Source organism: Streptomyces sp. NBC_01384 (assembly GCF_045040035.1).
Classification (GTDB): Bacteria; Actinomycetota; Actinomycetes; order Streptomycetales; family Streptomycetaceae; genus Streptomyces.
Genome location: NZ_CP109559.1, coordinates 5,362,315 through 5,382,681, shown reverse-complemented (window position 1 = coordinate 5,382,681; position 20,367 = coordinate 5,362,315). Strand labels below are relative to the sequence as shown.

The 20,367-nt window shown below is 71.6% G+C and carries 15 protein-coding genes and 2 pseudogenes; 3 read left to right on the top strand and 14 right to left on the bottom strand.

Going from position 1 to position 20,367, the window contains the following annotated elements; translation table 11 throughout:
• Nucleotides 1-32 precede the first annotated feature (32 nt).
• Nucleotides 33-1,133, bottom strand: a complete 1,101-nt coding sequence (locus OG747_RS24880) for a citrate synthase 2 (protein WP_405881556.1) — start codon at nt 1,131-1,133, stop codon at nt 33-35.
• 428 nt (nt 1,134-1,561) lie between these two features.
• On the opposite strand from OG747_RS24880, the gene pdxH reads away from it, so the two are divergent.
• A complete protein-coding gene (pdxH, locus tag OG747_RS24875; protein ID WP_405885658.1) occupies nt 1,562-2,200 on the top strand; it encodes a pyridoxamine 5'-phosphate oxidase in 639 nt (212 codons plus the stop codon).
• 12 nt (nt 2,201-2,212) lie between these two features.
• Here pdxH and OG747_RS24870 read toward each other — a convergent pair whose 3' ends face one another.
• From OG747_RS24870 to OG747_RS24835, 8 genes are all read right to left on the bottom strand, one after another.
• Nucleotides 2,213-2,866, bottom strand: coding sequence for a TetR/AcrR family transcriptional regulator (locus OG747_RS24870; RefSeq protein WP_405881555.1), 654 nt, complete (start codon nt 2,864-2,866; stop codon nt 2,213-2,215).
• The gene (locus OG747_RS24865) at nt 2,854-3,597 is read right to left on the bottom strand and encodes an enoyl-CoA hydratase family protein (protein ID WP_405881554.1); all 744 of its coding nucleotides are present in this window, start codon (nt 3,595-3,597) and stop codon (nt 2,854-2,856) included. The genes OG747_RS24870 and OG747_RS24865 overlap by 13 nt, the downstream gene beginning before the upstream one ends.
• Complete coding sequence (locus tag OG747_RS24860) at nt 3,594-5,204, bottom strand: 4-coumarate--CoA ligase family protein (protein ID WP_405881553.1); 1,611 nt, start codon at nt 5,202-5,204, stop codon at nt 3,594-3,596. The genes OG747_RS24865 and OG747_RS24860 overlap by 4 nt, the downstream gene beginning before the upstream one ends.
• A 33-nt stretch (nt 5,205-5,237) precedes the next feature.
• On the bottom strand, nt 5,238-6,371 hold the full coding sequence (locus tag OG747_RS24855; protein ID WP_405881552.1) for an acyl-CoA dehydrogenase family protein: 1,134 nt from the start codon (nt 6,369-6,371) through the stop codon (nt 5,238-5,240).
• 109 nt (nt 6,372-6,480) lie between these two features.
• Nucleotides 6,481-8,328 carry an acetyl/propionyl/methylcrotonyl-CoA carboxylase subunit alpha gene (locus OG747_RS24850; RefSeq protein ID WP_405885656.1) on the bottom strand — a complete coding sequence of 616 codons (1,848 nt, stop codon included), beginning with the start codon at nt 8,326-8,328 and terminating at the stop codon, nt 6,481-6,483.
• A 46-nt stretch (nt 8,329-8,374) separates the two neighbouring features.
• Nucleotides 8,375-9,973: an acyl-CoA carboxylase subunit beta gene (locus OG747_RS24845; protein WP_405881551.1), complete on the bottom strand. Its 1,599-nt coding sequence runs from the start codon at nt 9,971-9,973 to the stop codon at nt 8,375-8,377.
• On the bottom strand, nt 9,970-11,676 hold the full coding sequence (locus OG747_RS24840; RefSeq protein ID WP_405881550.1) for an acyclic terpene utilization AtuA family protein: 1,707 nt from the start codon (nt 11,674-11,676) through the stop codon (nt 9,970-9,972). The genes OG747_RS24845 and OG747_RS24840 overlap by 4 nt, the downstream gene beginning before the upstream one ends.
• Nucleotides 11,673-12,467 (bottom strand): TIGR03084 family metal-binding protein, encoded by a 795-nt coding sequence (locus OG747_RS24835; RefSeq protein ID WP_405881549.1) that lies wholly within the window; start codon nt 12,465-12,467, stop codon nt 11,673-11,675. Before OG747_RS24835 ends, OG747_RS24840 begins: the two co-directional genes overlap by 4 nt.
• A gap of 180 nt (nt 12,468-12,647) precedes the next feature.
• Here OG747_RS24835 and OG747_RS24830 point away from each other — a divergent pair.
• Together OG747_RS24830 and OG747_RS24825 are read left to right on the top strand one after the other, a co-directional pair.
• Nucleotides 12,648-12,863: pseudogene (locus tag OG747_RS24830) on the top strand (multiprotein-bridging factor 1 family protein); the annotation flags it as partial.
• Nucleotides 12,864-12,882: 19 nt separating this feature from the next.
• On the top strand, nt 12,883-13,086 hold the full coding sequence (locus OG747_RS24825) for a hypothetical protein (protein ID WP_405881548.1): 204 nt from the start codon (nt 12,883-12,885) through the stop codon (nt 13,084-13,086).
• Here the strand turns inward: OG747_RS24825 and OG747_RS24820 are convergent.
• The 5 genes and pseudogenes from OG747_RS24820 to OG747_RS24800 all read right to left on the bottom strand — a co-directional run bounded on the left by OG747_RS24820 (nt 13,069) and on the right by OG747_RS24800 (nt 20,200).
• The gene (locus OG747_RS24820) at nt 13,069-14,082 is read right to left on the bottom strand and encodes an EamA family transporter (protein ID WP_405881547.1); all 1,014 of its coding nucleotides are present in this window, start codon (nt 14,080-14,082) and stop codon (nt 13,069-13,071) included. The two genes, OG747_RS24825 and OG747_RS24820, sit on opposite strands and share 18 nt — an antisense overlap.
• 89 nt (nt 14,083-14,171) lie before the next feature.
• On the bottom strand, nt 14,172-16,382 hold the full coding sequence (locus OG747_RS24815) for an ABC transporter ATP-binding protein (RefSeq protein WP_405881546.1): 2,211 nt from the start codon (nt 16,380-16,382) through the stop codon (nt 14,172-14,174).
• A gap of 123 nt (nt 16,383-16,505) precedes the next feature.
• Nucleotides 16,506-16,637, bottom strand: a complete 132-nt coding sequence (locus tag OG747_RS24810) for a hypothetical protein (RefSeq protein ID WP_405881544.1) — start codon at nt 16,635-16,637, stop codon at nt 16,506-16,508.
• Nucleotides 16,638-16,917: 280 nt separating this feature from the next.
• Nucleotides 16,918-17,106, bottom strand: a pseudogene (locus OG747_RS24805) (peptidoglycan bridge formation glycyltransferase FemA/FemB family protein); the annotation flags it as partial.
• A 22-nt stretch (nt 17,107-17,128) separates the two neighbouring features.
• Complete coding sequence (locus tag OG747_RS24800; RefSeq protein ID WP_405881543.1) at nt 17,129-20,200, bottom strand: FAD-binding and (Fe-S)-binding domain-containing protein; 3,072 nt, start codon at nt 20,198-20,200, stop codon at nt 17,129-17,131.
• Nucleotides 20,201-20,367 lie beyond the last annotated feature (167 nt).

Below are 20,367 nucleotides of genomic sequence, written 5' to 3'. Positions count from 1 at the left end.
CGGCACGGGCCCCTTGGGGCCTCATCGGGGGCTCAGTGGGCGATGTCCTCGTAGCCCTTGATCTCCTGGGGGCTCCGGGCGCTGGGGCCCACATAGCGCGCGGACGGCCGGACGAGCCGTCCCGTGCGCTTCTGCTCCAGGATGTGCGCCGACCAGCCGGCGGTACGGGCGCAGGTGAACATCGACGTGAACATGTGCGCCGGGACTTCGGCGAAGTCGAGCATGATCGCGGCCCAGAACTCGACGTTCGTCGCCAGGACGCGGTCCGGGCGGCGCGCGTGGAGCTCCTCCAGGGCCGCCTTCTCCAGGGCCTCGGCGACCTCGAAGCGGGGGGCGCCGAGTTCACGGGCGGTGCGGCGCAGGACGCGGGCGCGCGGGTCCTCGGCGCGGTAGACGCGGTGGCCGAAGCCCATGAGGCGTTCGCCCTTGTCGAGGGCCTTCTTGACGTAGGCCTCCGCGTCGCCCGTGCGCTCGATCTCCTCGATCATGCCGAGGACGCGGGAAGGGGCGCCGCCGTGCAGTGGGCCGGACATGGCTCCTACGGCGCCGGAGAGGGCGGCGGCGACATCCGCGCCCGTCGAGGCGATGACACGGGCGGTGAAGGTGGAGGCGTTCATGCCGTGCTCCGCGGCCGACGTCCAGTAGGCGTCCACGGCCGCGACGTGCTTGGGGTCGGGCTCGCCGCGCCAGCGGATCATGAAGCGTTCGGCGATCGAGTGCGCCTTGTCGATCTCGCTCTGCGGGACCATGGGCCGGCCCTGGCCGCGCGCGGACTGGGCGACGTACGACAGGGCCATGACGGCCGCGCGGGCGAGGTCCTCGCGGGCCTGTGCCTCGTCGATGTCGAGGAGCGGTTTGAGGCCCCAGACGGGGGCGAGCATGGCGAGCGCGGACTGGACGTCGACGCGGATGTCGCCGGAGTGGACGGGGATCGGGAACGGCTCGGCGGGCGGCAGACCGGGGTTGAAGGCGCCGTCGACGAGGAGGCCCCAGACGTTTCCGAAGGAGACGTGGCCGACCAGATCCTCGATGTCGACGCCTCGGTACCGGAGTGCGCCGCCCTCCTTGTCCGGTTCGGCGATCTCCGTTTCGAACGCGATGACTCCTTCGAGTCCGGGTACGAAGTCGGACATCAGGCGGCTCCTCGTGATGTGTACGACAGTGGATTTGTTGGGGTTGATCTGCGTTTTTCGTGCGGTTGGCAAGCAGGGCCGGCGATGGATGGTTGGTTGGTCGACGTCCGGTTCCACGGTCGCTCATGGACTCGCGGTCCGGTACGTCATCCCGGTGATGCCCCGTACGGCCGGCGGTCACCCCAACGGGACGGCAGCAGCACGATATCCCCGAGTGCCACCTTTGGGGAGAGTGCGCGGCACTCAGTGCCACTCAGTGATGAAGGCCACCCCGCCGGGTGGGGGCCTGAGTGCGGCAAAATGGCCGCGTGACCGACCGCTTCCCGGATGAATCCGCCGCCGAGCCCCTCGTCCAGCGCGCGGCACAGGCCGCCGCCGAAGAAGGGACCGAGGGCGCCGCCGACGAATTCGCCGCCGACCCCGCCGCGATGCGCGCCCACTACCGCGCCGAGGGGCTCGTCGAGGGCGATCTGGCCGCGCATCCCATGGACCAGTTCACCCGCTGGTTCAAGCAGGCCGCGCAGGCCGCCGTGCAGGGCATGGTCTACGAGCCGAACGCGATGATCGTCTCCACGGCGGACGCCGAGGGCCGGCCCAGCTCGCGCACGGTGCTGCTCAAGCAGTACGACGAGCAGGGCTTCGTCTTCTACACCAACTACGACTCCCGCAAGGCCCGCGAGCTGTCCGAGAACCCGTACGTCTCGCTGCTCTTCCCCTGGCACCCGATGGCCCGCCAGGTCATCGTCACCGGGACGGCCCGGCGCACCGGCCGCGACGAGACCGCCGCGTATTTCCGCACCCGCCCGCACGGCTCCCAGCTCGGCGCCTGGGCCAGCGTCCAGTCCTCGGTCATCTCCTCCCGGGACGAACTCGACACCGCCTACGAGGAGTTGAGCGCCCGCTACCCGGAGGGTGAGCAGGTCCCCGTGCCCCCGCACTGGGGCGGCTTCCGCATCGCCCCCCAGACGGTCGAGTTCTGGCAGGGCCGCGAGAACCGTCTCCACGACCGCCTGCGGTACGTGGCGGTGCCGGACGGCGGCTGGCGGGTGGAACGCCTCAGTCCGTGAGGCCGGCGGGGCTCAGCCCAGCGCCTCGTCGAGCAGCACGCTCCACTGCGCCACCACCCGCTCCCGCCGCCCACCGTCGTCCGTGAGGAGGTTGGCGAGGCCGAGGCCGCGGGACATGTCCAGGAGGCCCTGGACCGTTTCGCGTACGCCCGGGCGGGATTCGTCGGCGGCGAGGAGTTCCACGGCGATCCGGTGGGTCTCGCGGCCGACGCGGGCCTCCAGTTCGGTGACCCTCGGGCGGAGTTGGTCCTCGTTGGAGGCGGCGACCCAGAGGTGGAGGGCGGCGCGGAAGAGGGGGCCGGTGTAGAGGTCGACCAGGGCCGCGACCACCGCGCGGCGGTCGGCGGCGCCCTGCGGGAACAGCGCGCGCAGGGCCGTGGAGCGCTCCTCGGCGACGTACTCCACCGCCGCGGTGAAGAGGTCCTCGCGGGTCCGGAAGTGGTGCTGGGCGGCGCCCCGGGAGACGCCGGCGCGCTCCGCCACGACGGAGACCGTGGAGCCCGCCCAGCCGTGCTCGGCGAGACAGGCCACGGCGGCCGCCAGCAGCCGCTGCCGGGTGGCCCGGCTGCGGTCCTGCTTGGGGACATGCGGAACACGTGGAATGCGCGGAACATGTGGAATATGTGAGGCGTCTTCCGCTTCTTCCGTCGTGCTCACACCACCCATGCGGGATCCCGTCGTTCGAGGAAGGCCGTCATCCCCTCGCGGGCCTGTGCGGAGGAGAACAGTTCGGCCGAGAGCGCGGTCAGGGCGGCCGCGTCCCGGTCGAAGGCCTCCAGCACCCTAGCCGTGAGCAGCCGTTTCGTCTCGGCCAGGCCTTGCGGAGACGCCCGGCGCAGGCCGTCCAGGACGGGGGCCAGGGTCGCGTCGGCATCGTCCCCGGCCGCCGTCAGCAGTCCCGTGCGTACCGCCTCCGCCGCGTCGAAGCGCTCGCCGGTGAGGTAGTAGCGGGCGAGGGCCCGGGGGTCCGTACGGGGCAGGAGGGGGAGGGATATCACGGCGGGCGCGACGCCTATGCGTACCTCCGTGAAGGCGAATGTGGCCTCCCGGGAGGCGATCGCCATGTCGCAGGCGCCCAGGAGACCCAGGCCGCCCGCGCGCACGTGGCCCGTCACGCGGGCCACCACCGGCTTGTGCAGCTCGACGATCTGGCGCAGCAGGGCGACGAGCGCGTCGGGGTGCGGTGGGTCGCGCAGGTCGGCGCCCGCGCAGAACGTGTTCCCGGTGTGGGTGAGGACGACGGCGCGTACGTCGCGGTCCTTGCCGCATCGGGTGAGCCCGTCCGCCAGTTCGCCCACGAGGGCGGCGGAGAGGGCGTTGCGGTTGTGGGGCGAGTCGAGGGTGAGGGTGGTGATGGCGCGGTCGTGCGCCGCGTGCACCACCGGGACAACGGTCATGACCGGCCTCGCAGTTCCCGCAGTTCCCGGCGCAGGATCTTTCCGGAGGCCGCGCGCGGCACGCCGTCGATGAAGGTGACGCCGCGGACCCTCTTGTACGGGGCGACGCGCTCGGCGACGTACATCATGACCTCTCCTTCGGAGAGGCCGGAGGAATCGGTCGCGGAATCCGTCGCGGAACCGGTCGCGGACGGCTGGCGCACCACGAAGGCGTGCGGGACTTCGTTGTTGTCCTCGTTGTAGACCCCGATGACGGCGGCGTCCGCGATACCGGGGTGGGTGAGGAGCAGGGCCTCCAGTTCGGCGGGCGCGACCTGGAAGCCCTTGTACTTGATGAGCTCCTTGACCCGGTCGACGATGAACAGCCAGCCGTCGGCGTCCACGTACCCCACGTCTCCGGTGTGCAGCCAGCCGTCCGGGTCGATCATCGCGGCGGTCGCGGCGGGCCGCCCCAGGTAGCCCTTCATGACCTGGGGCCCGCGGATGACGACCTCGCCCGCCTCACCGACACCCAGGTCCTTGTCGGGGTCGTCGAGGGAGACGATGCGCATCTCGGTGCCCGCGACGAGCCTGCCGACCGTCCCCGGAGGCGCGTCCTGGACGGCGTCCAGGGACACCAGGTGCGTACACGGGGACAGTTCCGTCATCCCGTAGCCCTGCCCGATGGGCGGCAGCCCCAGCCGCTCGGCGCAGGCCACCGCGAGCTCGGCGTCCAGGGGTGCGGCGGACGAAACGATGTACTTCAGGGACGACAGGTCGTAGTGCGCGACGGCCGGGTGCTTGGCGAGGGCCAGCACGATCGGCGGGGCCACGAAGAGGCCGCTGATGCGGTACTTCTGGATGGCCGCGAGGAAGGTGTCGAGGTCGAAGCGGGGCAGTACGACGACGGTGGCGCCCTGCCTGAGGGGCGCGTTCATCAGGGCCGTCAGCCCGTAGATGTGGAAGAAGGGCAGCACCGCGAGGATGCGCTCTCCCTCGCCCATCGGCAAGCAGGGCACGAGCTGCGCCAGGTTGGTGGCGATGGACCGGTGGGTGAGCATCACGCCCTTGGGTATGCCGGTCGTCCCGGAGGAGTACGGGAGCGCCGCGACGTCCGTCACCGGGTCGATGTCGATCTCCGGTTCGGGTGCGGTCGAACCGAGCAGGTCGATCAGCGACCGGTGCCCCGGCGCGCTGTCGCAGACGAAGATCTCCCTGACCCCGCCGGCGAGCTCGGCGGCCTGCCGCGCCGCCTCCAGGAGGGGCGACACGGTCACGATCCAGCTCGCGGCGCTGTCCCGCAGCTGCTTGGCGAACTCCTCGGGCGTGGCGAGCGGGTGCACGGTCGTGACCGACGCCCCCGCGCGCGTGGCGGCGTAGAACGCCGTCGGGAAGGCGATGGTGTTCGGGCTGTGCAGGGCGAGAACATCGCCCTTGCGGACGCCCGCGTCGGCGAACGCGGCGGCCAGCCGGCGGTGGAACCGGTCCAGTTGGCCGTAGGTGAGCGTGGTGCCGTCGACTCCGTCGATCAGCGCGGGTGTGTCGCCGCGCTCGGCGGCGCGGCCCAGGACCGCCTCGTGGATGGGTTCCTCGACGGCCGGGACTTCGGCGTACTCGCTGCGGAACACGGTTCCTCCTGGAGCGGCTCGTGGAGCAACGGGCTAGTACGACTTGGGCAGGCCCAGAGTCTGGTGGGAGACGTAGTTGAGAATCATCTCCCGGCTCACCGGAGCAATACGAGCCACGCGCGAGGCCGTTATCAATGAGGCGAGGCCGAATTCTCGGGTGAGGCCGTTGCCGCCGAGGGTGTGCACGGACTGGTCGACCGCCTTCACACAGGCCTCGCCCGCCGCGTACTTGGCCATGTTGGCGGCCTCCCCGGCGGCGACGTCGTCCCCGGAGTCGTACAGGTACGCCGCCTTCTGCATCATCAGGCGGGCGAGTTCGAGGTCGATGTGGGCCTGTGCGAGGGGGTGGGCGACGGCCTGGTGGGCGCCGATGGGCTCCTTCCAGACGGTGCGCTCACGGGCGTACTCGACGGCCCTGGAGAGCGCGTACCGGCCCATGCCGATCGCGAACGCGGCCGTCATCACCCGCTCGGGGTTGAGCCCCGCGAAGAGCTGGAGCAGGCCCGCGTCCTCGTCGCCGACGAGCGCGTCGGCGGGCAGCCGTACGTCGTCGAGGGTCAGCTCGAACTGTTTCTCCGCGCTGTGGAGTTCCATGTCGATCCGCCGCCGTCCGAAGCCGTCGGCGTCGCGCGGGACGATGAACAGGCAGGGCTTGAGGCGGCCGGTGCGCGCGTCCTCCGTACGCCCCACGATGAGCGTGGCGTCCGCGATGTCGACGCCGGAGATGAACACCTTGCGGCCGCTGAGGACCCAGTCGGTGCCGTCCCGGCGGGCGGTGGTGGTGATGCGGTGCGAGTTGGAACCCGCGTCGGGTTCGGTGATGCCGAAGGCCATGGTGCGGGTGCCGTCGGCGAGGCCGGGGAGCCATTGTTGTTTTTGGGCGTCCGTACCGAAGCGGGCGATCACCGTGCCGCAGATCGCCGGCGACACGACCATCATCAGGAGGGGGCAGCCCGCGGCGCCGAGTTCTTCCAGGACGATGGAGAGTTCGGCTATGCCGCCGCCCCCGCCACCGTATGCCTCCGGCAGGTTGACGCCGAGGTAGCCGAGCTTGGCCGCCTCGGACCAGAGTGCGTCGATGTCGTAGTCGCGGCCGTGGCGTTTGCCGAGGGCGGCTACGGCTGATCGGAGTGCCTTGTGCTCTTCGGTCTCTGTTGCCGGGCTCATGGGGGCTCCTGGGGACGTCTTGACGGTGCGGGTCGTATGTGGCTGGTCGCGCCCACGCGGCGGAGCCGCATGATGTGACAGCCCCGCGCCCCTGAAAGGGGCGCTTGTCTCACGGAGTTGGATCTACTACTGCCAGCAGAGTCCCGACCTCCACCTGTTGGCCGGGGGTGGCGTGGAGGACCGTGAGCGTGCCTGTCGTCGGCGCGGAGATCTTGTGCTCCATCTTCATCGCCTCCAGCCACAGGAGGGGCTCTCCGGCCCGTACGGGGGCTCCTGCGGCCAGCCCCTCCGCCACCCGGACGACGGTTCCGGGCATGGGGGCCAGGAGGGAACCGGGGGCCTGTTGGGCGGCGGGGTCGGGGAAGCGGGGCAGTGCGGTGAGGGCGGTGGCGTTGACGAACACCTGGTCGCCGTAGCGCGCCACCTCGAACTTCCTGCGCACGCCGTCCGCTTCGAGTACGACGAGACGCGCGTCGGCGTGCACCACGCGCACGCCGTCGGCCGTCAGGCCCTCGCGGGTGTGGTGGTAGCGGACCTCGTGCTCGGTGCCGTGCATCGAGTAGTGCTTGATCTGCGGCTGGGACGGGAGATTGCGCCAGCCGCCGAACCGGGAGCGGGAGCGGCCGTGCGCGTCCGCCAGGGCGGCCGCCAGGGGTGCGTACGGGTCCGGAGTGGGCGTCGTGAGCGCGGCGAGGTGGCGGTCGTAGAACCCGGTGTCCATGCGGGCCCGGGCGAACTCCGGGTGGCGCAAGGAGCGTACGAGCAGGTCCCTGTTGGTCGCCGGGCCGTGGATGTCGGCCCGTTCCAGGGCGCCCGCCAGCTTGCGCAGGGCCTCCGCGCGCGTGGGTGCGTACGCGATCGCCTTCGCCAGCATCGGGTCGTAGTGGACGCCGATCGGGTCGCCGTCGGTGTAACCGGTGTCCAGGCGGACGCCTTCGGGGAGGGCGAGGCGGTGCAGGGTGCCGGTCTGCGGGGCCCATGCCCGCGCCGGGTCCTCGGCGTAGAGGCGGGCCTCGATCGCGTGGCCACGCGCGCGTGGCGGGTCGTTGTCGAGGGCCGCGCCCTCCGCGACCTGGATCTGGAGCGCGACCAGGTCGATGCCGAAGACCGCCTCCGTCACGGGGTGTTCGACCTGGAGGCGGGTGTTCATCTCCAGGAAGTGGGCCTTGCCGTCCGCGACCAGGAACTCGACCGTCCCGGCGCCCACGTAGTCGACGGCTCGGGCGGCGCGTACGGACAGGTCGTGGAGGGTCTCCGTGAGGTCTCCGAGGCCGGGGGCCGGGGCCTCCTCGATGACCTTCTGGTGGCGGCGCTGGAGGGAGCAGTCGCGGGTGCCGAGCGCCCAGACCGTGCCGTGCGTGTCGGCGAGGATCTGCACCTCGACGTGCCGACCGCCCTCTACGTAGGGCTCGACGAAGACCTCGCCGTCGCCGAAGGCGCTGACGGCCTCGGCACGGGCGGCCGCCAGCTCGGCATCGAGCGAGTCGAGTTCGCGTACGACGCGCATACCGCGTCCGCCGCCACCCGCGGCCGCCTTGACGAGTACGGGGAGGTCGGCCGCGGTGACCTTCTCCAGGGGCTCAAGGCCCATCAGCTTCTTGGCGCGCGTCTTGGAGGCCATCGCCTCGATCGCCTCAGGCGGCGGCCCGATCCAGCCGAGGCCGGCGTCGAGGACGGCCCGCGCGAAGTCGGCGTTCTCGGAGAGGAAGCCGTACCCGGGGTGCACGGCGTCCACGCCGGCGCTCAGGGCCGCCTTCACGATCAGGTCGCCGCGCAGATACGTGTCCGAGGGCGCCGCGCCCGGCAGCCGCACCGCCGCGTCGGCCACGCGCGCGTGGAGGGCGTTTTCGTCGGCGTCCGAGTACACGGCGACCGTCCGGATCCCCACCTCACGGCAGGTGCGGAAGACCCGGCAGGCGATCTCGCCCCGGTTGGCCACGAGAATGGAGCCGATCAGTTGGCTGGTCACTGGACTGGTCACTGGGCTGGTCACTGAAGAGACCTCACATCCGGAAGACGCCGAAGCCGCCGCGCGCGCCCTCGTAGGGCGCCGTGTGGATCGCGGACAGGCACAGGCCGAGGACGGTGCGGGTGTCGCGGGGGTCGATGACCCCGTCGTCGTACAGCCGCCCGGACAGGAACATCGGCAGGGACTCCGACTCGATCTGCTGCTCCACCATGGCGCGCAGGGCCGCGTCGGCGTCCTCGTCGTACGGCTGCCCCTTCGCGGCGGCCGACTGCCGGGCGACGATCGACAGGACACCCGCGAGCTGCTGGGGGCCCATCACGGCGGACTTGGCGCTGGGCCAGGCGAACAGGAAGCGCGGGTCGTAGGCGCGCCCGCACATGCCGTAGTGACCGGCCCCGTACGAGGCCCCCATGAGAACGGACAGGTGCGGGACCTTCGAATTGGAGACGGCGTTGATCATCATCGCGCCGTGCTTGATGATGCCGCCCTGCTCGTACTCCTTGCCGACCATGTAGCCGGTGGTGTTGTGCAGGAAGAGGAGGGGAATGTCCCGCTGGTTGGCGAGCTGGATGAACTGCGCGGCCTTCTGGGACTCGGCGCTGAACAGCACACCCTGGGCGTTGGCGAGGATGCCGACGGGGTAGCCGTGGAGCGTCGCCCAGCCGGTCGTGAGGCTCGTCCCGTAGAGGGGCTTGAACTCGTCGAAGTCGGAGCCGTCGACGATCCGGGCGATGACCTCGCGGGGGTCGAAAGGGTGCCTCAGATCGCCGGGGACGATCCCCAGGAGGTCGTCCTCGTCGTACTTGGGGGGCTCGGCCGGGCCGGGCTCGCCGTACGCCTTGCGGTGGTTGAGGCGGGCGACGACGCGCCGTGCCTGGCGGAGGGCGTCCTGTTCGTCGACGGCGAAGTAGTCCGCGAGACCCGACACGCGCGCGTGCATCTCGGCGCCGCCCAGCGACTCGTCGTCGCTCTCCTCACCGGTCGCCATCTTGACGAGCGGCGGCCCGCCCAGGAAGACCTTCGCCCGCTCCTTGACCATGATCACGTGGTCGGACATGCCGGGGATGTACGCGCCTCCGGCGGTGGAGTTCCCGAAGACGACGGCGACGGTCGGAATCCCGGCGGCCGAAAGCCGGGTCAGGTCGCGGAAAATCGCTCCCCCGGGGATGAAGATTTCCTTCTGGGACGGCAGATCGGCGCCGCCCGACTCGACGAGGCTGATGCAGGGCAGCCGGTTGGCGAGGGCGATGTCATTGGCCCGCAGCGCCTTCTTCAGGCTCCAGGGGTTGCTGGCGCCGCCGCGCACGGTGGGGTCGTTCGCGGTGATCAGGCACTCCACGCCCTCGACGACGCCGATCCCGCTCACGAGCGACGCGCCGACCGCGTACTCGCTCCCCCAGGCCGCGAGCGGCGACAACTCCAGGAAGGGCGTGTCCGGGTCGAGCAGCAGCTCGATGCGCTCACGGGCGAGCAGTTTGCCGCGTTTGCGGTGCCGGGCCACGTACTTCTCGCCGCCGCCCGCCAGCGCCTTGGCATGCTCGGCGTCCAGGTCGGTGAGCTTGGCGAGCATGGCTTCGCGGTTCGCCGTGTAGTCGGGGCTCGTGTTGTCGAGCGCGGTGGAAAGGACGGTCACAGGAGGGCCTCCGGGATGTCCAGGTGGCGGGAGCGGAGCCATTCGCCGAGGGCCTTGGCCTGGGGGTCGAAGCGGTGCTGGGCGGCGACGCCTTCGCCGAGGATGCCTTCGACGACGAAGTTGAGGGCGCGGAGGTTGGGCAGCGTGTGACGGACGACTTTCAGATGGCGGCTTTCGGTTATCAGATCCCGAAATCTGTCAGTCGTCAGCTCGTGTGCCAGCCAGCGCCATGCGTCATCCGTGCGCGCCCAGACGCCGACATTGGCGTTCCCGCCCTTGTCACCGCTGCGGGCGCCGACGACCAGGCCGAGGGGGGCGCGTTTCGTCGGCCCCGGGGGCAGCGGTTCGGGCAGGGCGGGTTCGGGCGCGGGTTCCAGTACGAGGGTGTCCTGGGCCGGAGCGACCGGGACCCGGCGCCCGTCGTGGAGAACGGCCACATGGTCCACGGCGTCCTGGGGGACGTGGACGTCCTCGAAGACCCCGTACGGGGAGCCCTTTCCCGGTGGGGCCAGGACGTGGAAGCCGGGGTAGCTGGCCAGGGCCAGTTCGATGGCGGCGCCGCTGAGGGCGCGGCCCACCGCGTCCTGGTCCGGGTCGCGTACGACGAGGCGGAGGAGGGCGCTCGCGGTCTCCTCGGTGCCGGCGTCGGGGTGGTCGGTGCGGGCGAGGTCCCAGCGGACCTCGGCGGGGCGCGACTTGGCCGTGTCGAGAGCCGCTTCCATCTGGTCCCGGACCAGGGCGGCCTTCGCCTCGATGTCGAGGCCGGTGAGGACGAAGGCGACCTCGTTGCGGTAGCCGCCGAGGCGGTTGAGGCCGACCTTGAGGGTGGGGGGCGGGGCCTCGCCGCGTACGCCGTCGATGCGGACGCGGTCGGGGGCCTCCTGGGTGCGGCGGATCGAGTCGAGGCGGGCGGTGACGTCGGGGCCCGCGTACCGGGCGCCGGAGGTCTCGTAGAGGAGCTGCGCGGTGACCGTGCCGACGTCCACCACGCCGCCGGTGCCGTCGTGTTTGGTGATGACGCTGGTGCCGTCCTCGTGGAGTTCGGCGAGCGGGAAACCCGGATGGCGCAGGCGCGCCGGGTCGTGGTCGGTGAGCTCTTTGAAGAAGGCGTAGTTGCCGCCGGTCGCCTGGGTGCCGCATTCCAGGACATGGCCGGCGACGACGGCGCCCGCGAGCCGGTCGTACGCGTCCGGCGTCCAGCCGAAGTGCGCGACGGCGGGCCCGGTGACCAGGGCCGCGTCCGTGACCCGCCCGGTCACCACGATGTCCGCGCCCTCGCGCAGACAGGCGGCGATCCCGGCGCCACCGAGGTAGGCGTGCGCGGCGAGGCTCCTGGGGTGACTGCCGGTCAGGTCGTCGCCCTCGACGTGGGCGACGCGCACCGGTATGCCGAGGCGGTCGGCCACCTTCCGTACGGCATCGGCGAGTCCGGCGGGGTTGAGGCCCCCCGCGTTCGCCACGATCCGTACGCCCCGCTCGTGCGCAAGGCCGAGGCACTCCTCCAACTGGCCGAGAAAGGTGCGCGCGTAGCCGCCGGAGGGGTTCTTGAGGCGGTCGCGGCCGAGGATGAGCATGGTCAGTTCGGCGAGGTAGTCGCCGGTCAGGACGTCCAGGGGGCCTCCGGTGAGCATCTCGCGCATCGCGTCGAAGCGGTCGCCGTAGAAGCCGGAGGCGTTGCCTATACGGAGGGGCGCGACGCTCACTTGGCGTCTCCCTTGGACTCGCGCCCCTGTCCCGGTGGGCCCGCGAAGGCCTGCGCGATGTCCAGCCAGCGGTCCGCGTCGGGGCCGTCCGCCCGTACGGCGAGGTCGGCGCGGTGGGCCCGCTGGGTGACCAGGAGGCAGAAGTCGAGAGCGGGCCCGGTGACGCGTTGGGGGGCGTCCTCGGGGCCGTACGTCCACACCTCGCCCTTGGGGCCGATCAGTTCGACGCGGAATTCGGTGGTGGGCGGCGTGAGCCCTCGTACGCCGAACGCGAAGTCACGGGCCCGTACGCCGATCCGGGCCACGTGGCGCAGGCGGTCCGTGGGGATGCGCACCGCGCCCAGCGCGTCCGCCACGTCCTGGCCGTGGGCCCAGGTCTCCATCAGACGGCCGGTGGCCATGGAGGCGACCGACATCGGCGGGCCGTACCAGGGGAAACGGGTGCCGCCGGGGGCCGCGCGGAGTGCCTCTTCCAGGGCCGTTCGCCCGGACCGCCAGTCGGCGAGCAGCGTGGCGGGCGGCAGTCCGGCGCCCTCCTCCGCACCCTCGTCCACGAATCCGCCGGGCGAGGCCATCGCCTTCTCGACCTCCTTCGCGAAGGCCTCGGGGTCGGTCACGGCGAGCAGTGCGGAGCGGTCCGTCCAGGCCAGGTGGGCGATCTGATGGGCGATCGTCCAGCCGGGGGCGGGGGTTGCGAGCACCCAGTGGCCCTCCGTCAAGTCCCTTACCAGGAGGTCGAGTTCTTCGCTCTCCTGGTGCAGATCGTCGATCACTGACGACGGGTCGGACACGATGGAGCTCCCCTCGGGGCACGGCGGTGTGCGGAGTCTTTCCGGGTGCGTTCTGGAGCATGGCAGCGGGGGAAGAAACAAGCAAGCATGCTTGCATTATTGATTCTCATGCCCGAGAGCGCTCGCATCGTTACTGTTGGCTACGACATGTGTGTTGTTCCCACCGGGCGGTGACCGCCCATGGTCCATATCCGCGCTCTCGATCCCAGCGCCTCTCCGTTGGACCACTTCGGGGCGGAGTTGCGCCGCAAGAGGGAGGAAGCGGGACTCAAGCAGACCGAGTTGGGTGCGTGCATCTTCTGCACGGGGTCCCTGGTCGGGCAGATCGAGACGGCGAAGAAGGTTCCCACCAGGGATTTCAGCGAGCGGGTGGATGCGGCGCTGGGGACGGACGGGTCCGGAGGTGTACGTGCGCATGTCGGCGCGACCGCAGTTCCGGGACATCGTGCGCGCCGCACCACCGGGGAGCGTCGACCCCGCCCTGGACCCGGACGACGTCTTCGACATGCTCCTCGGCGCCATCCTGACCCGCACGCTTCTGCTCAGCACCACGGCGCGCAACCGCCCTGTCGAGCGGACGGTCGAGATGATCCTCCGGCTGCTACGCCCCCTCGGCTGAACCGGCGTTCTTCACGGAACCGACGTTCTTCGCCCTGCCCCGCCCCACCTGTGTCCGTACCGCCCCCATGCTCGCCGCGATCACCAGCGCGATCGCGAGCGCCCCGGTCGCGGACAGGGCCTGGTCCAGGACGAGGAAGCCGGCGGTGGCGGCGACGGCCGGTTCCAGGCTCATCAGGATGGCGAAGGTGGAGGCGGGCAGGCGGCGCAGGGCGAGCAGTTCGAGGGTGTACGGCAGCACGGAGGACAGGACGGCGACGGAGGCACCCAGAGCCACGGTGGTCGGATCGAGCAGCCGGGTCCCGGACTCGCCGATCCCCAGCGGCAGGAACGCCACCGCCGCGACCACCATGGCGAGCGCCAGCCCGTCGGCCTGCGGGAAGCGCCGGCCCGTACGAGCGCTGAAGACGATGTACGCCGCCCACATCGCGCCCGCCGACAGGGCGAAGGCGACGCCGACCGGGTCGAGGGAGCCGAAGCCTCCGCCGCCGAGCAGGAAGACGCCCCCGAGGGCGAGGCCCGCCCAGAGGAGGTTCAGGGCGCGGCGGGAGGCGATGACCGAGAGGACGAGGGGGCCGAGGACTTCGAGGGTGACGGCGGGGCCCAGTGGGATGCGGGCGACGGACTGGTAGAAGAGGCCGTTCATCGCGGCCATGGTGAGGCCGAAGGCGACGACCGTGCCCCAGTCCGCCCGTGAGTGCCCGCGCACCTTGGGGCGGCAGACGGCCATCAGCACGATCGCGGCCACCAGAAGGCGCAGGGTGACGACCCCGAGCGCGCCCGCGCGCGGCATGAGGGTGACCGCCAGCGCGCCGCCGAACTGCACCGAGATGCCTCCGGCGAGCACCAGGCCCACGGGGCCGAGGGCGCCGCCCCATCGGCTCGGGGCGCCGTCGCCCGGGGTGGGCCCGGGTGCCGTCGCCGGGGCGACCGAGGCGGGGGACACCGGGGACGCCGGGGACGCCGGAGAGGACGGGGCGGCGCTGGGCGTGTTCACGGGGCCTTCCAGGGGCTCGACTCAGGAGTCGTGCATCAAGGTGCACTTCTCAGTCCACAGTAATGGACCAAGTCAGGCACGTGAACCCCTTATACGCCTGTCCAGGGCGCCTCGTCACGGAAGAGGGGCCGACCGTCGGGCAGATAGCCCTTGAGAGGGTCCCGCAGAGGATCGGGATCAGGGAGGGGGTCGGGGAGGGGATCGGGAAGCGCGCTGGGGAACCAGGCTCCCTCCGGCCCGTACTGCCCAGCGGCCCCGTAGTACGCGTACTGCGGAGCCGCTTCCGCCACGAAGCCCCCCGCGTAATCCACATCCATACCCATATTCATATCCATATTCATCGGCACCCCTACAGGCACGCCCGTCTCCACCCCCGCCTGCGCCGCACCGCCCACGGGGACCTCCGCCTCCGTGAACAGCGGCAGCCGCAGCTCGCCCGTGTCCATCAGCGCGTTGTTCTGCGAGCGGTGCAGGCGGGCGTACGCGCCGCCGCGGGCCAGGAGTTCGTCGTGGCGGCCGGTTTCGACGACCCGGCCGCGGTCGACGACCAGGATGCGGTCGGCGTCGGGCGCGAGGTTGAGGTCGTGGGTGATCATGATCGTCGTACGGCCCTGCATCAGGCGCCGCAGCGGCTTGATCACGCGGCGCGCGGCCATCGCGTCCAGGCCGGTCGTCGGCTCGTCGAGGACGAGGACCGGGGCGTCGCGCAGGATGGCGCGGGCGATGGCGAGCCGCTGGAGCTGACCGCCGGAGAGGCGGGCCGAGTTGGGGTCGATCCTGGTGTCGTACCCCTCGGGCAGCTTCATGATGAAGTCGTGCGCGTCAGCGGCGCGCGCGGCCTCGACGAGCGCCTCGTCGCTCGCGCCGGGGCGCCCGCAGCCGATGTTGGCGCGGACGGTGTCGTGCAGGACCAGGGTCTCCTGCGGCAGCAGCGTGACGTACTCGCGCAGCCGGGCCAGCGGGAAGTCGCGCACCGGGACGCCGTCGAGGAGGACGGAGCCGGAGTCCGGGTCATAGAAGCGCAGGAGGAGCTTGGAGACGGTGGACTTGCCGGCGCCGCTGGGGCCGGTGACGATCACGAGCTCGCCGGGGCTGACCGCGAAGGACAGGCCGCGCAGGGCATCGGCCTCCGCGCCGGGGTAGCGGAAGGTGGCGTCGCGCACCTCCACGGCGCCGTCGGGGCGGCCGAGCCGGCTCTCCTCGGAGCGCGCCGGGTCGGCGACCGCGGGCCGTACGTCGAGAATCTCGATCAGCCGTTCGGCACCGGCGGTGGCGGCGGAGATGGTCAGACCGAGCTGGGCCAGGCCGCGCACGGGCGGGTAGAGGTAGCCGAGGAACGCGGCGAAGGCGAGCAACTGGCCGAGGGTCATCCGGCCACCGGAAATCTCCCACACGCCGAGCCCGATGACCGCGAGCACGCACACCGTCTCGATGACCTGGACGAGCTGCTCGTACAGCTCGTTGAGACGCCCGGAGCGCACGGAGGCCTTGAACCAGGCGTTCGCCTCCTGGTTCAGCCGCCGCCGCTCGGCGTCCCGGCGGTCGTACACCTGGGTGAGGACGATGTTGCCGAGGGACTCCTCGACGACGGAGGTGATCGCGCCGTCGGCGACCCGGCCGTCGCGCGAGACGGACTTGATGGAGCCGGAGAAGCGGCGGGCGGCCAGCCAGAACAGGGGCGCGAGGACGAAGGTCGCCGCGGCCAGATCCCAGCGCAGCCAGAACGCGGCCGCCGCGTAGAAGAGCGCGCTGAACGCCGCCGACGCGGCGCCGACGAGCCCGGACACGACCATGATCTCGATCGACTCGACGTCGCTGGTCAGCCGGGACAACAGGTCGCCCTGGCGGTGGCGTTGGAAGAAGTGCGGCGGCAACTGCTGTACGTGGTCGAAGACGTGCTCGCGCAGCCGCATCACAAAACGCTCGGTGACCCAGTTGGCGAGCGAGTTGCCCGCGTAGGCGACGGCGGCGCCGAGCACGGCGACGGCCAGCCACTCGGCGGCCGGGGCCCAGAACGCGGCCAGTGAGCCCTGTTGCAGGGCGTGGTCGGTCAGATCGCTGAAGAGGAGGATGGCGGCGGTCTCGGCGAGGGCGGCGAGCACCGTGCACAGCCAGATGGCCAGCAGCCAGCTCCGCAGCCCCTTGGTCAGGGGCCAGAAGCGGCGGAAGGCGGTACGGGCGGGGATGGTCGGGGTGTCGTGGTCGAGGTCGTCCTCATCCTCGTACTCGTCGTCCGCGTCCACGTCCACGTCCACGTCCGCGTATCCCTCGTGCCCCTGACGCTGCCTTTGCTGGGTCATGGCCCTCCTCATTGAAATTGCAGGCCGTGCCGTTGATTTTCCGTCCGCTGCCGGAATTACCCGTGGTCAGCTTTATGAAAAAGGGCCGACGGCGCACCGTCGGCCCTTTCTCTTATCGCCCGATCAGCCCTCGTTGTTGGGGAAGGGCTTGGGGAGCGGCGGGTGCGCCCTCTTGCGCGGCTTCGGCTCCGGCGGGGGCGGAAGCTGCTTCGACTTGGGCTTGGGGGGCAGGGGGGCAAGCTTCTTGAAGCTCATGCCAACTCCTTGAGGTTTCTGGCGACGCAAGTGCGAGCGCAATAGTGCGGTGGAGCGAGAATTCTCTACGGAAACGAGCGGGAATTCCTGGTCGTCACCTTGGATTTCCCTGCCGCCCGACATGAAGGAACCTACACGCCCCGCGCCCCATGGCACAGCAAAATGCAGCACATGGAGACTGTGAATCCCCTTATGAAACCTGAGAGTTGCCTAAAAACCCTGAGTATTAGTTATCCGTCGGGTGGCGGGCGGACCTCGGCGCCTGGCCTCGGCGCCGGACTCAACGCCGGGACATGTACAGGTCGAGCGCCTTGTGGAGCAGGCGGTTGAGGGGGAAGTCCCACTCGCCGAGGTACTCGACGGCCTCGCCGCCCGAGCCGACCTTGAAGCGGAGGAGGCCGAGGAGGTGGTTGGACTCCTCCAGGGTGTCGGTGATGCCGCGGAAGTCGTAGACGGCGGCGCCGAGTTCCCCTGTGTGCGGGCCGAAGGCCTCAAGCGCCTCCGTGTCCCTGGCGAGGACCTCTCGCGCGGCCCCGTCGGTCCAGCTCTTCGGCCAGCACCTCCGCCAGGTGCCGCCCCTTCCGGCCCGCCAGCTGCTCCAGCTGGGTGCGGCAGGAGAAACCGTCCGCCAGGAGCACCGTGTCGTCCGTGGCCTCCCGTACCGCCGGGAGCAGCTGTTCCTCCGCGCAGGACACCGACACCCCGTAATGGCCCTTCTCGAAGCCGAAGTTGCCCGCCAGGCCGCAGCAGCCGCCCGCCAGGGAACCGGTCAGGCCCGCCGCCTCGCGCAGGCGCCGGTCGGCGGCGTCGCCCAGGACGGCGTGCTGGTGGCAGTGGGTCTGGCCGGCCACCGGGCGGTCGAGGGACGGGGGTGACCAGTCCGGGGCGAGACGCTCCAGGGCCTCGGCGAACGTCACCACCGCCGACGCCAGACGCGCCCCGCGCGGGTCGTCGTGGAGGAGCTCCGGGAGGTCCGTACGGAGGGCGGCGGCGCAGCTCGGTTCCAGGACGACGACGGCGGGCGGCTGCGGGTAGATGTCCGGGTCCAGGAACACGCCCATCAGGTCGAGCGTGCGGCGCATCACCGTGCGGGCGCGGTCGAGCTGGCCCGTGGAGACGTACGTCAGCCCGCAGCAGACGCGGCCCCGGGAGCCCACCGACCACGGGTTGGCGGAGAGCGAGACGTTCTCCCCGGCCTGCGGCTCGCGCTCCTCCCCTACCTGCGGCTCGCGCTCCTCCCCGGCCTGCGGCTTCCGCTTCCGCATCGCCACCGTCGGCGGCAGGATCACGCCCACTCCCGCCGCCTCCAGCACCCGTACGGCCGCCTGGCCCACGGACGGTGAGAGGTACTCGGTGAAGGTGTCCGGCCAGAGGAAGGCCACCTCACCCGATCGTCCCTCGGCGCCGCCGGACTCGTACGCCCCCTCCCGCATCATCCGCAGCGCCTGTTCCTTGAACCGCCGCCTCCACCACCGGCTGAACGTCTCCGGTGCCAGGCGCGGGATCTCCCGCTCGGGCGCGATCCCGCCCAGCCGCTTGGCCACCGCCGCCAACGGCCGGACGGAGGCCAGGGCGTTGACCGGCCCGGCCGCTCTCGTCCGGGCGACCAGGCGCAGCCACACCGGCAGCCACCCCATCGTGTAGTGCGCGGCGGGGCGGCGCCGCCCCTCGTAGTGGTGGTGCAGGAACTCCGCCTTGTACGTGGCCATGTCGACGCCCACCGGGCAGTCGGACCGGCAACCCTTGCAGGACAGGCACAGGTCCAGCGCGTCGCGGACCTCGGTCGAGCGCCATCCGTCCGTGACCACCTCGCCGGCGAGCATCTCGTGCAGCAGCCGCGCCCGCCCCCGCGTGGAGTGCGCCTCCTCTCCCGTCGCCCGGAACGACGGGCACATGACACCACCGCCGGACACCGAGGTCGTACGGCACTTGGCGACCCCCACACATCTGCGCACCGCCGCCGAGAAGTCCCCGCCGTCCGCCGGATACCCGAACGCCACGTCCACCGGCTCGCGCGGCAGCACCGCGAACCGCAGGTTCTCGTCCAGCCGGTGCGGTCGTACCAGCATCCCGGGGTTGAGCAGGTCGTCCGGGTCCCAGAGGTCCTTCGCCCGCTCGAAGAGGCCGACCAGCTCCGCGCCGTACATCTTGGGCAGCAGTTCGGCCCGCGCCTGCCCGTCCCCGTGCTCGCCCGAGAGCGAGCCCCCATGGGAGACCACCAGTTCCGCCAGCTCCTGCGAGAAGCGGCGGAAACGGCCGATGCCGTCCGCCGTCAGCAGGTCGAAGTCGATGCGGACGTGGATGCAGCCGTCGCCGAAGTGCCCGTACGGGGTGCCGCGCAGGCCATGGGCCGCCATGAGGCCTCGGAAGTCGCGCAGGTACGCCCCGAGCCGGGCCGGCGGCACCGCGCAGTCCTCCCACCCCGGCCATGCCTCGGTCCCGTCCGGCATCCGGGTCGCCGTGCCGCTCGCGTCCTCGCGCAGCCGCCACAGGGCGCGCTGCCCGGCCGGGTCGGTGACCACGAGGGAGTCGAGGACGTCGGCGGACCGCACGACGGCATCCGCACGCGCGCGTGCCTCCGCCGCGTCCGCGCCGCCCGTCTCGACGAACAGCCAGGCTCCGCCCCGCGGCAGCCCCGCATCCGCCCGTACGAGGTCCGCGGCCATCCCCTCCACCGTGAGCGGCCCCAGCGGCAGCAGCCCGGCCGCCGCCTCCGCCGCCGCGCTCTCGTCCGCGTACGCCAGCACGGCCAGCGCCTGCGCGCGCGGCGCCTCGACCAGTCGTACGACCGCCTCCGTGAGCACCCCGAGCGTGCCCTCGGAGCCGCAGAAGGACCGGGCGACGTCCGCGCCCTTCTCGGGGAGCAGCGCGTCGAGCGCGTAGCCGGAGATACGGCGGGGCAGCTCCGGAAAGCCCGTGCGCAGGCGCGCCAACTCGCCCTCCACCAGGGCCCGGAGACCGGGCGGGGCGCCCTGCCAGTCACGGCCGAGCCGTACGACCGACCCGTTCCCCCTCACCACCGACAACTCGTGGACGCTGTCCGCCGTCGTGCCCCAGGCCACCGAGTGCGACCCGCACGAGTTGTTCGCGATCATGCCGCCGAGGGTGCAGCGGCTGTGGGTGGAGGGGTCGGGGCCGAAGCGCAGGCCGTGCGGGGCCGCGGCCTCCTGGAGGCGGTCGAGGACGACACCGGGCTGCACGACGGCCGTCCGGGCGTCGGCGTCGAGCGCGACGACCCGGTTCATGTGGCGGGTGAGGTCGAGGACGACTCCGGTGCCGGTCGCCTGTCCGGCGATCGACGTGCCGCCGCCGCGCGGCACGACCGGCACCCCGTGGGCCCGGCACACGGACAGGGCGGCCGCCACGTCGTCGGCGTCGCGTGGACAGACGACGCCGAGCGGGACGCGGCGGTAGTTGGACGCGTCCATGGTGGTCAGCGCCCGCGCGGTCACGTCGAAGGCGACCTCGCCGCGCACGTCCGCCACGAGGGCGGCCCGCAGTCCGTCCACATCCGGCGTGTCCGCCGCGCCCTTCGCCCCAGGATTCGCCCCACGATCCGTCATGTCTCCAGGATGACCCCGCGGACCGACGACGGTCCGTAACCGTGACGCACCGATCACCGGGCGATCACCGGTCGATCGCCCTCGGATTATGAGGCCGCTTCCCGAACCTTCCCAATACGATCACGAAGTCTCATATAGTGACCGCCAATTGAGCATCAGGTGTCGCC